This window comes from Photobacterium ganghwense, assembly GCF_003025595.1.
Classification (GTDB): Bacteria; Pseudomonadota; Gammaproteobacteria; order Enterobacterales; family Vibrionaceae; genus Photobacterium; species Photobacterium ganghwense.
Genome location: NZ_PYMI01000001.1, coordinates 720,821 through 736,829, shown reverse-complemented (window position 1 = coordinate 736,829; position 16,009 = coordinate 720,821). Strand labels below are relative to the sequence as shown.

Genomic DNA, 16,009 nt, shown 5'->3' with positions numbered 1-16,009 from the left:
ATCTTCAAATGTCCGTACTGTATTGACCTCTGTTAGGGCAGGTTGCCAGAATCTGACTACGGCCATCCGGCAATTCTTCTTCCAGAATGACATCGAAGCCCCACAAGCGGTGCAGGTGTTTCAGCACTTCATGATGGCTGTCCGCCAGCGGGACTCGGTTATGCGGTACATAACGCAGTGTCAGCGAGCGGTCGCCTTTTAATGCCACATTCCAAACCTGAATATTTGGCTCGTGATTGCTCAGGTTATACTGGGACGAGAGTTTTTCTCTTATGGCCCGATACCCTTCCTCGTTATGAATCGCGCTGACTTCAATATAGTTATGCCGGTCATCATCATTGACAGCAAATAGCTTAAAGTCACGGATCAACTTCGGTGACAGGAACTGACTGATAAAGCTTTCATCTTTGAAGTTCTGCATGGCAAAGTGCAGGGTATCCAGCCAGTTTTTACCGGCAATGTCCGGGAACCAGTATTTGTCCTCCTCGGTAGGGTTTTCACAGATCCGGCGAAGATCCTGGAACATTGCAAATCCCAGCGCATAAGGGTTGATACCGTTATAATACGGGCTGTTATAGCTCGGTTGTGCCACCACATTCGTGTGACTGTGTAAAAACTCAATAATAAAGCGGTCGGTAACCAGTCCTTCATCATAGAGGTGATTCAGGATGGTGTAGTGCCAGAAGGTTGCCCAGCCTTCATTCATTACCTGAGTTTGTTTCTGAGGGTAAAAATACTGGCTGACCTTACGTACGATCCGAACCACCTCACGTTGCCAGGGCTCCAGGAGTGGGGCATGTTTTTCAATGAAATACAGGATATTTTCCTGAGGCTCCTGCGGGAAGCGAATCTCAATGGCTTGTGACTCTTTCTCGGTATGCGTCGGAATGGTTCGCCATAAGGCGTTAACCTGAGTTTGCAGATAATCCTCACGCGCTTTCTGGCGTGCTTTCTCCTCTACCATGGAAATTTTTTGTGGACGCTTATAGCGATCCACGCCGTAATTCATCAGCGCATGGCAGGAATCGAGCAACCGCTCAACTTCATCCACCCCGTACTTTTCTTCGCAATTTGTAATGTACTTACGGGCAAACAGCAGATAGTCGATGATTGAACTGGCGTCGGTCCAGGTTTTGAATAGGTAATTCCCCTTAAAGAAAGAGTTGTGGCCATAACAGGCATGCGCCATTACCAGTGCCTGCATAGTGATGGTATTTTCTTCCATCAAATACGCGATACACGGATCAGAGTTAATGACTATTTCATAAGCCAGACCCATTTGGCCGTGTTTGTACCCTCGCTCAGTCTCGATAAATCGCTTACCGAATGACCAGTGATGATAGTTGATAGGCATGCCGATACTCGAGTAGGCATCCATCATCTGTTCAGCAGTGATGATCTCGATCTGATTGGGATAAGTGTCAAGCCGGTAGAATTCGGCAACGCGCTTAATTTCCCGGTGGTAATTCTCTAGCAGATCGAATGTCCAGTCCGGACCGTCACTGAGTGTTTTTGCTTTAGCGGTTGTCTCCATCGCACACTCCCCAGACGCAGCGTTCAGCGCTGCGGTGAGGCAGCGCTGTTACGTCATATTAACTGACTTGCTTTTTAAACAACTCCCTGAATACCGGGAAGATATCCTCCACACTCCTTATGTTTTGCATAGCAAAATTGCTGTGGCCTGATTGCAGTGCTTCGTATTCTCGCCACAGTGTCTGGTGTGCCCGGCGCGTAATTTCAATGTAGGCATAGTAGCGGGTTACCGGCAGAATATGTTTACCCAGTAACTCACGGCAGCCCGGTGAATCATCAGCCCAGTTATCGCCATCGGAGGCTTGAGCAGCGTAAATATTCCATTCGTTAGGTGAATACCGTTTTTTAATGATTTCATCCATCAGGCGCAGGGCACTGGAGACGATGGTTCCCCCGGTTTCCTGTGAGTAGAAAAATTCGTGTTCGTCGACCTCTTTCGCCTGAGTATGGTGACGGATGAACACTACATCCACATTTTTGTAGGTCCGGTTCAGGAACAGATACAGCAGAATATAGAATCGCTTCGCCATATCTTTGGTTGCCTGATCCATTGAGCCCGATACGTCCATCAGACAGAACATGACAGCCTGGCTGGTGGGTTGCGGACGGCGCTCATAGTTTTTGTAGCGTAAATCAAACGTATCAATAAACGGTACTTTGTTGATCCTTGCTCGCAGTTCTTCTATCTCAGCCCGAATTCGCTCTTCTTCGAATGGCTGAGCCGGTTCCGTCGTCATCAGCAGGTCCAGCGCCTGTTCCAATTCGCGCAATTGGCGGCGCTTGGCTGCGGTCATTGCAGTGCGTCGTGCCAGCGAGTTCTGCAACGATTTTACAATGGCAATATTGGCCGGTACCCCGGATGACTTATAGCCGGAGCGGAAGGTTTTCCACTCCACAATTTTGTTAAGCTGGTTTTTCTCCAGGTTCGGTAACTCTAAATCCTCAAAGAGCAGATCGAGGTATTCATCTTTGGAGATTTGGAATACGAACTCGTCCTGGCCCTCACCATCTGGGCTGGCCTGTCCGTCACCAGCGCCACCTTGACCACCCCCACCTTGGGGGCGTTCAATGCGGTCACCGGTGCTGAACTGGTCGTTACCCGGGTGGACAACTTCACGTTGTCCACCTCGGCCTTGGTGAAAGCTTGGCTCGCGGATATCGCGGGAAGGAATTGTGATATCTTCCCCGCTTTCCACATCGGTAATGGAGCGTTTATTTACCGCATCAGCAATTGACTCTTTAATTTGCTGTTTGTGGCGGCGTAAGAAACGCTGACGGTTTACCGTGCTTTTGTTTTTACCGTTGAGCCTGCGGTCTATAAAATGCGCCATAAGCTCCCCCCTTAAATGATCCCATTCTCTGCTTAAGACGACTTACGCACACGCAGATACCATTCTGATAACAGACGGACCTGTTTGCGGGTATAGCCTTTCTCCATCATACGGGCAACGAAATCGTCGTGTTTCTTCTGCTCATCTGTGGAGGTCTTGGCATTGAATGAAATAACCGGCAGCAATTCTTCGGTGTTCGAGAACATTTTCTTCTCGATAACGGTCCGAAGCTTCTCGTAACTGGTCCAGTTCGGGTTCTTACCAGCGTTATTGGCTCGGGCACGCAGCACGAAATTAACGATTTCATTACGGAAATCTTTCGGATTGCTGATACCGGCTGGTTTCTCGATTTTTTCCAGCTCATTGTTCAGCGCTGCACGGTCAAACAACTGACCGGTTTCCGGATCACGGTATTCCTGATCCTGAATCCAGAAGTCCGCGTAACTGACGTAGCGGTCAAAGATGTTCTGGCCGTACTCAGAGTAAGACTCCAGATAAGCGGTCTGAATTTCTTTGCCGATGAACTCGACGTATTTAGGAATCAGATAGCCTTTCAGGTTCTCAAGGTATTTTTCAGCAATTTCTTGCTGGAACTGTTCGCGTTCAATCTGTTGCTCCAGGACGTAGAACAGGTGTACCGGGTTTGCGGCTACTTCGGAGTGATCAAAGTTAAACACCCGCGATAGAATCTTGAAGGCGAAACGGGTCGACAGACCTGACATCCCTTCATCAACCCCGGCATAGTCTCGATATTCCTGATAAGACTTGGCTTTCGGGTCAGTGTCTTTTAGGGTTTCACCGTCATAGACGCGCATTTTGGAAAAGATACTGGAGTTTTCAGGCTCTTTCAGGCGTGACAGGACAGAGAAGCGAGCCAGAATGTCCAACGTACTTGGTGAACAAGGCGCAGCAGCCAGTTCACTGTTCATTAACAGTTTTTCGTAGATCTTAATTTCTTCAGAGACACGCAGGCAGTACGGTACTTTGACAATAAATACCCGGTCAAGGAAGGCTTCGTTGTTCTTGTTGTTTCGGAACGTCTGCCATTCTGATTCGTTGGAGTGAGCCAGAATGATGCCGTCGAAAGGCAGCGCAGACAGACCTTCAGTACCGTTATAGTTGCCTTCCTGAGTGGCGGTCAGCAATGGGTGCAGTACCTTCAGTGGTGCCTTGAACATCTCAACGAATTCCATCAGCCCCTGGTTAGCTTTACACAGTGCACCGGAGTAGCTGTAGGCATCCGGGTCATCCTGCGAGAAGTGCTCCAGTTTACGGATGTCGACTTTACCAACCAGTGAAGAGATATCCTGGTTGTTTTCATCGCCGGGTTCGGTTTTCGCAATACCGACCTGGTCAAGAATCGAAGGGCGAACCTTCACCACTTTGAATTTAGTGATATCTCCACCAAACTCATGCAGGCGTTTCGCGGCCCAAGGAGACATGATGGTATTCAGATAGCGCTCAGGGATGCCGAATTCTTTGCTCAGAATTTCGCCATCTTCATTTTTATCGAATAAACAGAAAGGATGGTCATTAACCGGGCTGCGTTCACCATTTGCAGTCAGTACGTAAACCGGTACTTTCTGCATCAGGCTTTTCAGTTTTTCAGCCAGCGAGGATTTACCACCCCCGACCGGACCCAGTAAGTAGAGAATTTGCTTACGTTCTTCCAGGCCTTGAGCGGCGTGTTTAAGGTATGACACGATTTGTTCGATCGCATCTTCCATACCGTAGAAATCTTCGAACGTTTTGTAGCGGGAGATCACGCGGTTAGAGAACAGTCGGCTCAGACGTGGGTCGTGAGCGGTGTCGATCATTTCCGGTTCGCCGATTGCCATTAGCAAGCGCTCAGCTGCATTCACATATGCACTGCGGTCGTTGCGACAAATCTCAAGGAATTCTTGCAATGAAAGCTCTTCATCCTTGGCTTCTTCATAGCGTTGACGATAGTGGTCAAAAATACTCATGGTATGCCCCCTGAATCGTTCTTCAATCAATTAGAAAGGACGAAAACAAATTACTTTCACATCCCTCTTAACATAAGACTAGACCTAACTGATTAAATTGCTTCACTGAGTTGTTGGTTTATAAACTAAATTTCCTTTTTACCTTCTACCTGACGAGCTGATTATTTCTTGTCCATATTTCTACTATCCTCCTATAAATTGCGTTCTGCAAGGGGGAGTGTTTAAAAAATGTTCACGATAATGTTGGAAAAATGTGATATTAGCGGTTGAAATAATAATTAGCTGATTGAACTGGTTTTCTTGTTAAGAGTGGCGTTATTCGCTGAATGAAAAGGATTTCATTATTGATGAATGGCGTTTTATCGCAAGGTATCAGCCCATGATGTGTTTTTTGAAAAAGTGCACACTTTTTCGGGCTCATTACACAGTAAACCCGGTCAATGTCCTGAGGCTCACTCCCGATTGTGGGGTAGTGGAAATGTTGAAGGATTGCGACGAGGTATTAATTTGTGAGCCAAATCAAAACCTCTGGCATATGCTAAGGAAAATGCGACGTATTGGGGGAAGTAGATTCATGGGAATTTCACGTGTTGATACGGTTTCTATCCCGGTGTCTGACCAAAGTCTGGCTTTGGCGTTTTATCGCGATGCACTGGGTTTTGAGCTGATTCGTGACCACCTGGCAGATAACCATCGACGCTGGATTCAGCTGGCGCCAAAAGGTGCAGAAACCACAATCAGTCTTGTTATGCCTTTTGGGGGAATGACGCCGGGCTCAGTGCAAGGATTGGTGGTTCAGACGGATGATATTCATGCAACGCATCATGAACTCTCAAGCAGGGGAGTGCCTTTGTCAGAAATTGTCACCATTATCGGCGGCCGGTTTGCGACTTTTGCAGATCCTGACGGTAACGGGTGGGTGTTGATTGAAGCCACGACCCAGATGTTAGCCTGACGGTTGAATAAATAAGAGGTGGGCTTGAACGCACTCGATATGCTTGACTGGACGTGATGGGAATTTACCCAAATTGATCTGCTGTCAAACCAGAGAGCAGGGCTGCCGGTGAACAGCCCTGAAGCTAGTGATAACGCTTTAATGACGGAATGTCTCAGCCTTGGCATTTGCTATTACTTAGCATTAGCACAGATCAGCAGTGATTGGTGTCGTAAGTACCTAGCGGGAAACACGAACCTCAGTGCTCAGAGTGTGAGACTCACCCGGAGCAAGTGTAATCGTCTGGTCGCTGTGAATGGTGGATTCTACGCATACCATGGTCTCGTAGCTGTTATCTGCCATATCACCCATAGCCTCAGACAGTGCTTGCCACGGATTCCAGATAACTGCAGCATTGTGCCCATGGTTGGTTATCAGCAACTGGCGTGCCGCATTATCATCAATGGTAATGGTCGCCTGAGGTCGGACATAGACGCGATCCACTTCGCCTTCAAATGTTAAAGGCTCTGCCGTGCTGTCAGCTTCATTTCCTTTTGTACTGTCGAGGAAGTCAGTGCCCATACCCGTTATCTGGGTACAACGAATATCCTGTATCTGGAAATAGGAGTGCAGGGCACCCGCGTAGTTCCACGGTGAATCATCGGTATTGGTTGAAGTCAGCGATACCTTGAGAGAGCGTCCTATTTCAAAGGTCAGGATATTACGGAATTTGTGAGGCCAGATAGCCCGGGTATCGTCACTGTCTTCCAAAGATAAAGCCACAATAACGCCGTTTTCATTCTCGCGGTGCTCCAGCAATGACCATTCACTGATACGGGCAAAACCATGGGACGGTGTCGCTGTTTTCCCAAACCAAGGCCAGCATACCGGGATACCGCCGCGAATTGCTTTGGCTGGATCAAACTCCGCCTTTTCACTCAACCAGATGACGTCTGCTTCATCTGCTGGACGATACCAAATCAGGTGCCCGCCGTGTAATGAAATACCGGCTTCAGCTTCATTATGAAGCACCCGAACAATTTTCATCCCGTTGAATTCGCAAATGGTCACGGCATCAGACAGAACAGCAACTGTTGTAAGATTTCGTCTTTCCATTGGATATCCTTTTGACGTTAATAACTAAATCACTGAGCTTTTATAGGGTTTTATGAAGGAAAAGCACAGTAATTTACTCACTTATTTTAATTTAAAAAATATCAGCAAAAATTAAAATTTATTTGTTAAAACTGTGATCGGTTTTGAAATATTGTCTGATTTTATTATTCTATTTCATTTGTTACTGAGAACAATATACAAAAAAGGCGGCACCGAAGTGCCGCCTTTTAGTCACTGAAAGCTTACATTACTTAGAGATGTGAGCGATCAGGTCAAGAACTTTGTTTGAGTAACCGATTTCGTTGTCGTACCAAGATACAACTTTAACGAATTTGTCAGTCAGAGCGATACCAGCTGCAGCGTCGAAGATTGAAGTGCGAATGTCGCCGTTGAAGTCAGTAGAAACTACTGCGTCTTCAGTGTAGCCCAGTACGCCAGCCAGTTCGCCTTCAGAAGCGGCTTTCATAGCTGCTTTGATGTCTTCGTAAGAAGCTGCTTTTTCCAGGTTAACAGTCAGGTCAACAACAGAAACGTTAGCAGTTGGTACACGGAAAGCCATACCAGTCAGTTTGCCGTTCAGTTCTGGAAGAACAACGCCTACTGCTTTAGCTGCACCAGTTGAAGATGGGATGATGTTCTGAGCCGCACCACGGCCACCACGCCAGTCTTTCGCAGAAGGACCGTCAACAGTCTTCTGAGTAGCAGTTGTTGCGTGAACAGTAGTCATCAGGCCAGACTCGATGCCGAAGTTATCGTTAAGAACTTTAGCGATTGGAGCCAGACAGTTAGTAGTACAAGAAGCGTTAGAAACGATGTCTTGACCTGCGTAAGTAGCGTGGTTAACGCCCATTACGAACATTGGAGTCTTGTCTTTTGAAGGACCAGTCAGTACAACTTTCTTCGCACCAGCTTCGATGTGTTTACGAGCTGTTTCGTCAGTCAGGAACAGACCAGTTGCTTCAGCGACAACGTCAACACCGATTTCGCCCCATTTCAGGTCTGCTGGGTTGCGTTCTGCAGTTACACGTACAGTTTTGCCGTTAACGATCAGGTTGCCGCCTTCTACTTCAACAGTACCGTTGAAACGGCCGTGAGTTGAGTCGTATTTCAGCATGTAAGCCATGTATTCAACGTCGATAAGGTCGTTGATACCTACTACTTCGATGTCAGCGCGCTCTTGAGCAGCACGAAATACGAAACGACCGATACGGCCAAAACCGTTAATACCTACTTTGATAGTCATTACAGTTGCTCCACAACTTAATTTCTAATGAAAGATAACTGGTAGTAAAATTACAGAATCTGTCGTGACCCTGCAAGTGAAAAACGAACTTAAATTGCGTGAGGTCAAAAAAAAGTTCGGATTTTTTTTACATTCCTTCTACAACGCTGCAAATTTGAACAAACCTTGTATAAATATCCATCATTGCCGTTATTAACTTTTAATATCTGCACGCAGGCAGGGGCATTTATGCTTAAATGAGCAATGAAGTTGTAAAATCCTTTCGAGCAAAAAGTATGTGCCACTCTTGCGAAAATAGGCAAATCTAAATGCATACGGAAGGTGTAAAGAAACGAGATAAGGAAAAGTAATGTCAGATAAATCAAATGCTTACTGGCGAGAAAGGCTCACTGATGAGCAATATCATATTTGTCGTGAGCAAGGAACAGAACCGCCTTTCTCCGGCAAACTGCTTCACAACCGTGAAACTGGCGTGTATAGCTGCACTTGCTGCCAGGCTTCCCTGTTTCACTCTGACAATAAGTATGACTCCGGCTGCGGTTGGCCGAGCTTTGATGAGCCGGTCAGTAAAGACGCGATTCGATACTTGGAAGATTTCAGCCATGGCATGCACCGGATTGAAATTCGCTGCGCCAATTGCGACAGCCATTTGGGCCATGTGTTCCCGGACGGGCCGCCAGACACAACGGGTGAGCGTTACTGCGTGAACTCGGTCTCGCTGATTTTCGCTGGTCAGTCTGAAGAATAGTTCGCGTTTATTGCGATGAAATACCAAAAACCGGATGCGGCAGTTGCCCATCCGGTTTTTTGTCGGGAAAGGGCTGCTGGGTCATGAGAAGAACAGGGCTCTGAGCATCGTGTTTGGAGCGGTTGTCTAAAACGCCATACGGGCCGTAAACACTCCGTCGCGCAGCGCCTTGGCGACGTACTGGGCTTTTTGTACTAATGCAAGACGAGCTTGCTCAGGCATCGGATAGAAGGCATCCAGCTTTTCAATATTGGCCGTTTGCATCCCTAGTTCGTGGCCAACCCGGGCCCATAAATAAGCGGCGTCTTGATTTCCCTTCTGGTGCGACAAGGTCGCCAGACTTTGAATAATTTCCGGTTTGATTGGCTGATTCGGCTGATACAACTCCAGAGCCCGCAACAGGAAAGATACCGTTTTATCCTGATCTTTGGCGATGTAGATGGTTGCCAGTGCAAATTGCAGATCGGGTGAGTCGAGAACTTCTGAGCCTTCCAGTTTTAAAAATTTGGTCATTGCCGTTTTGTCGCCCTGACTCAGGCGGAAATAGAGGATTTCAGGATCATCAGACTGAGCCAGCTCTTCATTCAGGCGCCGAATGGAGTCATAGGCATGCAGTAATGCCTGGGTACGAATGGTTTTTCGCTCTTTCAGCTCGGTTGGCTCAATGCGGGCAGCATACTCAAGGCATTTCTGATAATCGTAAGTAAATTTCAGCTCTTTAAATTTTTCGGCATCTGTCGGGTTTTTCAGCACATCGTAGCGCTGCCAGATCAGGGTGGTTCGTTGTAGTCGGCACTGCCCGTCATCAATATTGGTATCAGCACAAATCTGCGGATAGCTTTCACAGAGGCTGTCTGTGGTTCTGTGGCGCTCATAGCATCCGCCTAGCAGCAGAATGCTGGCGATCACAGCGCAGTGTTTTATCAGGGAGACGGGAGTGGTCATGGCAACAATTTTTTCTTTCTGATACATAGGTTATAAGTTTACCTGAACGACCAGAGAAATAACGGATGTAAAATACGTTTCTGCAGTGTGATCCCATAAGCAAAATAGCCTCGGGGATTTGTCGAAGTCAGCAAGAAATTGGTATATCACACTGACATCGTCGTAATCCTGTTTCTGGCAGCGAAAGCGGACGAATGAACAATCATAATGATCACCGGAATGAAGTCGCCATGGAACTTGAAAGATTGCTAAACGCTATGACCCCAGAGGTTTACCAACGCATTGCCACTGCTGTGGAAATCGGAAAGTGGCCGGATGGTACACCACTGACCGAGCAGCAACGTGATTCAGCGATGCAAGCTGTGATGCTTTATCAGTCGCGTAACAATGCGGATGCCGAGCACATGACGGTCGCCAAGGGGGGAGAGATTAAGTTTAAGTCGAAGACAGAGCTAAAGCGCGACTTTGGTATTGAAGACAATACCGGCTCGGAGATCGCTCGCTTCGAGCACAACGATCTGTAACCTGTCACTGTACATAAGCGGAACCCTTAATAGACGCACGCAAGACGCACTTCTCGGTTAAGTTGCTCCGATTCCACTGAGACGCTCTTGATGAAGTATCTTTTTCGTTGAGCATTTGTCCTGGTTAAGCGTCTGTCGCAATGGTTCCGATGATCACGGGCTTGCAGTAAAAGCCTGACAGCTCGTGGTCTTCTTCACTGATCAGGTTGGCTATCCAGGGCTCCTGTTCAATGGCAGACATGTAGGCCTGAATTTTGGGGTAGTTTGACAGCCTCAGTCCGGCCATCCAGCCACTGCGCAGAATGCTCCACAGACTGATTTCCGCCATCGACAGATGCTCCCCGACAAACCCTTCTTCGGGTAACTGCTCTTCAAGATAAGCCAGTGCCAATGGCAGATGGTGCTCCAGACACTGTTCCACGGCGTCATCATCAACCTCTTTATTCAACATTTTGCCGCGCAATATTTTCTGGTAGAACAGCACGCCGCCAATCAGAGAGGTCAGGCGGGTATCAGCATATTCTTCCAACCAGCGAATTTTAGCCCGGGACGAAGCGGTTCCCGGGTATAGCGGCGGGACAGGGTAGAGATCATCGAGATAATGGGCGATCACGGTGGAATCGATAATGTTATGGCCATCATGTTCCAGTACCGGCACCTTGCCTAACGGGTGGCGCTTCTGAGCCAGCTCTTTTTCAACATAGGGATTGAGCGGCTGCAATTCATAGCTGATCCCTTTGTAAGCCAGCGCCAGCATGATCTTCCTGACAAATGGTGAAATAGAAGAGCCGTGCAAAATCATAAGGGGTATATGCCTGTTGTGATTTCGAATAGTGAAAGTGTAGTTGGCAATCCTGACAATGTTCGCAGCTTTGCTGAGATGAAAGGAAATTTCCCGGTGGGTGATCCCCTGAGAATTGGTTTATTTTTCGGCTAAAGGCTGGTAGTGTCGCTGCCCTTGTCCCTGCGTATCGGACGCAGGGTAATTTTGCTGCATGATAATGTGGCGCTACATAGGATACTGACCGTGAGCCAGACTGCTTTTTCGACCCTGGATCTGAAACCTGATCTGCTTTCTAACCTGTCATCGCTGGGTTATGAGCAAATGACGCCAATTCAGGCCCAGAGCCTGCCCCATATTCTGGCGGGGAAAGATATCATTGCCCAGGGTAAGACCGGCTCCGGTAAAACAGCGGCATTCGGTCTGGGGGTCCTTGAACACCTGAATGTGAAACGCTTCCGCGTGCAGTCGCTGGTTCTGTGCCCAACGCGCGAGCTGGCCGATCAGGTGGCGAACGAAATTCGCCGTCTGGCGCGGGCTATTCATAACATCAAGGTACTGACCCTGTGTGGCGGTATGCCGTTCGGCCCTCAGATTGGTTCACTGGAACATGGTGCGCACATCGTGGTGGGGACGCCGGGGCGGGTTGAAGAGCATGTCCGCAAAGGTTACCTGAACCTGGATGATCTGAATTTGCTGATTCTGGACGAAGCCGATCGCATGCTTGAAATGGGCTTTCAGGAAGCACTGGATGAGATCATTGATGCTGCCCCTTCAGATCGTCAGACTCTGCTGTTCAGTGCGACCTATCCGACGCAGATCAAATCTATTGCCGGTCGTATCATGCAGGACCCGGTGGTGGTGAAAGTGTCATCGACGCATGACAGCAGCAGTATTCGCCAGCATTTCTTCAAAGTTGAGACCAATGAAGAGCGTATGACGGCGTTGCGTCTGCTGCTGGCGCATCATCAGCCGGAATCAACCGTGGTGTTCTGTAACACCAAGCGTGAAGCTCAGGAAGTGGCTGATGAGCTGAACTATCATGGCGTTAGTGCGATTGCCCTTCACGGGGATCTGGAGCAGCGCGAGCGGGATCAGACTCTGGTGCGTTTTGCCAACAAAAGTGCTTCGGTACTGGTCGCGACCGATGTTGCCGCACGCGGCTTGGATATTGATGCGCTGGACGCGGTTGTGAACTATCAACTGGCTCGTGACACGGAAGTGCATGTGCACCGTATTGGCCGTACAGGTCGTGCTGGTGGCAAAGGGGTGGCCTGTTCGTTCTTCAGTGACAAAGAGCACTATAAGGTCCTTCTGTTGGAAGAATACCTGGAGCAGACCATTGAAGGGGAAGCTTTGCCGCCTTCTCATCTGCTTGATCTGCCTGCGCAGGAGCCAAGTATGGTGACTCTGCAGATTGGCGGTGGTAAGAAGCAGAAAGTGCGTCCGGGGGATATTCTGGGTGCATTGACGGGTGAGAGCGGGATTGCCGGTAGCCAAGTAGGTAAGATCAACGTGTTTGACTTCTGTGCGTACGTAGCGGTGCAGCGTGATGTGGCACGCACGGCGCTGAAAAAGCTGGAACGCGGTAAGCTGAAAGGGCGTTCATTCCGAGTTCGCCAGATTCGTGACTGATTCTGGTTGCTACGGTCAAAAACAATAAAAAAACAGCGAGGGTATTTCCTCGCTGTTTTTTTTATCTCAATCGCACGGGATGCGACACGCTGTGAGCTATCAGTGAGACAGCTCGCCGCGTAGGTCTTGCTGCATTTTCTCGCGAATCGTTTCTGTCGGCAGATCCAGACTCAGCAGGTAGTGCAGTTTCGCCAGGGCGGCTTCCGGTGTCATATCGTAGCCACTGATCACACCAGCATCAGCCAGGGCACAGCCAGTGGCGTAACCACCCATGTTGACCTTACCGGACAGACACTGGGTCAGGTTCACGACAATCACGCCACGGTCGCTGGCTTCTTTCAGCTGCTCCAGCAACTCAGGGTTCTGCGGGGCATTGCCCACGCCAAACGTCAGCAGGATCATTGCATTGACCGGCTGGCGAAGGGTGTTGCGAATCACTTCAGGAGAAATGCCCGGATACATAGTGATCACACCGATAGGTTGCGGCGTGATGTTGTGCACCTTGAATGCTCCATCCGGCTGTTTGTTCACTTCCACGTTATTCAGCTGGATGTTAATACCCGCTTCAAGCAGTGGTGGCAGGTTCGGCGAAATGAATGCGTTGAACCCGTCAGCGTGCGCCTTCGTGCTTCGGTTACCACGAATCAGTTTGTTGTTGAAGAAAACGGTGACTTCGTTTACCGGGTAATTCGCAGCAATATGCAGGGCATTGAGCAGGTTGCTCTGGCCATCTGAGCGTAGCTCAGCAAGCGGGATCTGCGAACCGGTAACGATCACCGGTTTGTTCAGGTTTTCGAACATAAATGACAGAGCAGATGCGGTATATGCCATGGTGTCCGTACCATGCAAAATGACAAACCCATCATACTTGTCGTAGTTCGCTTTAATATCATCAGCAATGCGCTGCCAATCCGCTGGCGTCATATCCGATGAGTCGATCAGCGGATCGTACTCATGAATAGTGAATTTTGGCATTTCTGCACGATGGAATTCTGGCATGCTTTCCAGTTGCTGTTCCATAAAACCCGCAACAGGAATATAACCATGGTCTGACTTCTGCATACCAATGGTGCCGCCAGTGTAAGCAATGTAAATGTGTTTCCTTTCCATATTCAGGTACAGAATTTTCGGTTTGGTGCACGCATTATACGGTGAACTGGAAGTAAAAAAAGCCCGGCATTGCCGGGCTGATCTCACTTTTCGATATTCAGACAGTTTATGCAGAACGCATATTGTCCTTTTGGATCATTAAAGTTAGCGAGGGTTGTCAGGTCTGTTACAACCTGTCGGGTAACGGGTTGAATTGCAGCCGGTACTTCCCCCCAGATGGCTTCAGCAACCCAAGCTTTGGCATCGGTGCCAAATTGTTGCAGGAACAGTTCAGCCGGGCTCAGTGGCTCAGTCATCCAGCGCAGTTCGTAGTCTTCGCCCAAATTAGCGAGGCTAGCTGTGACTTTCACGGCATGATCAAAGTCACCCAGTTCATCAACTAACCCAAGATTCAGCGCATCCTGACCTGTCCAGACACGTCCCTGAGCGACTTTATCGGCCTGCTCCAATGTCATATTGCGGTGTTCACTTACCAACCCAATGAAACGCTGGTAGCCGTTTTCAATGCCCATCTGGAACATTTCGGCCACACCCTGCGGCAGCGCGCGGGTAACGCCAACGCCTGAGAACGGTGTGGTTCCGACCCCGTCGCTGTACACACCCATATTTTCCAGCCCTTTTTCAAAGGTGGTCAGAATGGCGAAAATACCGATAGAACCTGTGATGGTCGTCGGCTGGGCGATAATGCGGTCAGCACTGGATGAAATCCAGTATCCGCCGGATGCAGCCACACTCGACATTGAAACCACGACCGGCTTGCCTGCCGCACGCAGTTCATCCACTTCGTTACGGATCACCTCGGAAGCAAATGCGCTGCCTCCCGGGCTGTCTACCCGCAGCAGAACGGCCTTCACTTTGTCGTCATAGCGGGCATCACGCAGCAAGGCCGCAGTTGAATCCCCTCCGATGGTGCCCTGGCGTTGATCGCCATCCATAATGGCACCACTGGCTACCACGACGGCAACCTGGTTGTCATTGGGCTGTGAACGGTCTTTCAATGTTGGCTGGTAGTCGTAGTAGCTGATCTGGTTAAAGCTGTGACCATCATTTTCGCCAAAAACGTCAATCAGCGCTTTGCGCATCTGAGGACGGGTCAGCAGTTCATCCACCAGTCCCAGCTTCACACTCAGCTGAGCAAAATCGCCGTTGACGGCTTTCAGGTCAGCCAGCAGATTGTCAATTTTTGGCGTCAGCGTAGCCGCTTCAATATTGCGGTTGGTAGCGACATCCTGGGTGAATGCATCCCACAGCTGGTTCAGCCAGACGGTATTGGCTTCTCGCGCGGCGTCAGACATGCCATCCAGCGTGTAAGGTTCCACAAACGATTTGTAAGTACCGACCCGGAATACATGCGTGTTGACGTCCAGTTTCTCTAGCAGGCTCTTATAGTACAGGCTGTAACTGCCGTAACCGGTCAGCAGTACACCACCGTCCGGAGACATGATGATTTTATCGGCATAACTCGACAGGTAGTATTGGCTTTGCTTGTAGTTGTCACCCACGGCATACACCGGCTTGCCAGACTCTTTGAACTCATTCAGAGCCTTGGCAATGTAACGCAGCTTGGTCAGGTTAGTTTCATCCATGTCCTGCAGATACAGCACCAGACCGGTGATCCGGTCGTCGGTGGCGGCCTGACGCAGGGCTTCGACAATGTCAAATAGGACGTTTTCCTGAATAGGTGGCTGGCCAAGCATGCTGCCTGTCAGGTTGTCGACAGGATTGATGTAGGTTCGCTGCTCAACGATCGGGCCGGTCAGATCCAGCACCAGGGCTGCCTCTTTCGGCAGTTCCGGTTGTTTGCTGCTCTGGGTGAAAAGGAAAAACACCATCCCCAGTATCACCAGGAACATGAGGTTAATGAGCAGTTGACGGGCAAAGCTGATCAGCTTCCAGATTCCCCGGAACAACTTGCCGATTCCTTTTAGTAACATTTTCATAAAGGTACCTGATTGACTCTCTCTTATGCTGTTTATCCTATCTTAGTAAACAAGGAATTACAGTAAGAAATCGTAACCAGGCAAAGGGTTACTCTGACAAATGCGGGACAGCTATCACGGGCTGTGAAGGGAATTATTGTCGATAAGGTTAGATCTAAATCAATTTTATGTTACGTTAATGTAAACAGGTGTTTGATTTCGG

Annotated in this window: 13 protein-coding genes; 4 read left to right on the top strand and 9 right to left on the bottom strand. The window is 48.9% G+C overall.

Annotated elements, in window-relative coordinates:
• Window positions 1–4 precede the first annotated feature (4 nt).
• The 3 genes from C9I92_RS03180 to C9I92_RS03170 are packed head-to-tail and all read right to left on the bottom strand — an operon-like array spanning window position 5 to window position 4,831.
• Window positions 5–1,534: a SpoVR family protein gene (locus C9I92_RS03180; RefSeq protein WP_047884005.1), complete on the bottom strand. Its 1,530-nt coding sequence runs from the start codon at window positions 1,532–1,534 to the stop codon at window positions 5–7.
• A gap of 58 nt (window positions 1,535–1,592) precedes the next feature.
• Entirely contained in the window at window positions 1,593–2,864 is a 1,272-nt protein-coding gene (locus C9I92_RS03175; protein ID WP_047884006.1) for a YeaH/YhbH family protein, read from the bottom strand.
• A gap of 32 nt (window positions 2,865–2,896) precedes the next feature.
• Window positions 2,897–4,831: a PrkA family serine protein kinase gene (locus C9I92_RS03170; protein ID WP_047884007.1), complete on the bottom strand. Its 1,935-nt coding sequence runs from the start codon at window positions 4,829–4,831 to the stop codon at window positions 2,897–2,899.
• A 574-nt stretch (window positions 4,832–5,405) separates the two neighbouring features.
• Here C9I92_RS03170 and C9I92_RS03165 point away from each other — a divergent pair.
• Window positions 5,406–5,786, top strand: a complete 381-nt coding sequence (locus C9I92_RS03165) for a VOC family protein (RefSeq protein ID WP_047884008.1) — start codon at window positions 5,406–5,408, stop codon at window positions 5,784–5,786.
• Window positions 5,787–6,005: 219 nt separating this feature from the next.
• On the opposite strand, the gene C9I92_RS03160 is transcribed toward C9I92_RS03165, so the two are convergent.
• The gene (locus C9I92_RS03160) at window positions 6,006–6,881 is read right to left on the bottom strand and encodes a D-hexose-6-phosphate mutarotase (RefSeq protein WP_047884009.1); all 876 of its coding nucleotides are present in this window, start codon (window positions 6,879–6,881) and stop codon (window positions 6,006–6,008) included.
• 247 nt (window positions 6,882–7,128) lie between these two features.
• On the bottom strand, window positions 7,129–8,124 hold the full coding sequence (gap, locus tag C9I92_RS03155) for a type I glyceraldehyde-3-phosphate dehydrogenase (protein WP_047884010.1): 996 nt from the start codon (window positions 8,122–8,124) through the stop codon (window positions 7,129–7,131).
• Window positions 8,125–8,473: 349 nt separating this feature from the next.
• On the opposite strand from gap, the gene msrB reads away from it, so the two are divergent.
• Complete coding sequence (gene msrB, locus C9I92_RS03150) at window positions 8,474–8,872, top strand: peptide-methionine (R)-S-oxide reductase MsrB (protein ID WP_047884011.1); 399 nt, start codon at window positions 8,474–8,476, stop codon at window positions 8,870–8,872.
• Between the two features lie 126 nt (window positions 8,873–8,998).
• On the opposite strand, the gene C9I92_RS03145 is transcribed toward msrB, so the two are convergent.
• Window positions 8,999–9,844 (bottom strand): DUF2989 domain-containing protein, encoded by an 846-nt coding sequence (locus C9I92_RS03145; protein WP_242551824.1) that lies wholly within the window; start codon window positions 9,842–9,844, stop codon window positions 8,999–9,001.
• Between the two features lie 203 nt (window positions 9,845–10,047).
• Here C9I92_RS03145 and C9I92_RS03140 point away from each other — a divergent pair, with 203 nt between their 5' ends.
• Window positions 10,048–10,341, top strand: a complete 294-nt coding sequence (locus tag C9I92_RS03140; RefSeq protein WP_047884210.1) for a YeaC family protein — start codon at window positions 10,048–10,050, stop codon at window positions 10,339–10,341.
• Window positions 10,342–10,465: 124 nt separating this feature from the next.
• On the opposite strand, the gene C9I92_RS03135 is transcribed toward C9I92_RS03140, so the two are convergent.
• A complete protein-coding gene (locus C9I92_RS03135) occupies window positions 10,466–11,143 on the bottom strand; it encodes a glutathione S-transferase family protein (RefSeq protein ID WP_047884012.1) in 678 nt (225 codons plus the stop codon).
• A gap of 225 nt (window positions 11,144–11,368) precedes the next feature.
• On the opposite strand from C9I92_RS03135, the gene dbpA reads away from it, so the two are divergent.
• Window positions 11,369–12,757, top strand: coding sequence for an ATP-dependent RNA helicase DbpA (gene dbpA, locus C9I92_RS03130; protein ID WP_047884013.1), 1,389 nt, complete (start codon window positions 11,369–11,371; stop codon window positions 12,755–12,757).
• A 99-nt stretch (window positions 12,758–12,856) separates the two neighbouring features.
• On the opposite strand, the gene ansA is transcribed toward dbpA, so the two are convergent.
• Both ansA and sppA read right to left on the bottom strand, forming a co-directional pair.
• A complete protein-coding gene (gene ansA, locus C9I92_RS03125) occupies window positions 12,857–13,867 on the bottom strand; it encodes an asparaginase (protein ID WP_047884014.1) in 1,011 nt (336 codons plus the stop codon).
• An 83-nt stretch (window positions 13,868–13,950) separates the two neighbouring features.
• On the bottom strand, window positions 13,951–15,807 hold the full coding sequence (sppA, locus tag C9I92_RS03120; RefSeq protein ID WP_047884015.1) for a signal peptide peptidase SppA: 1,857 nt from the start codon (window positions 15,805–15,807) through the stop codon (window positions 13,951–13,953).
• Window positions 15,808–16,009 lie beyond the last annotated feature (202 nt).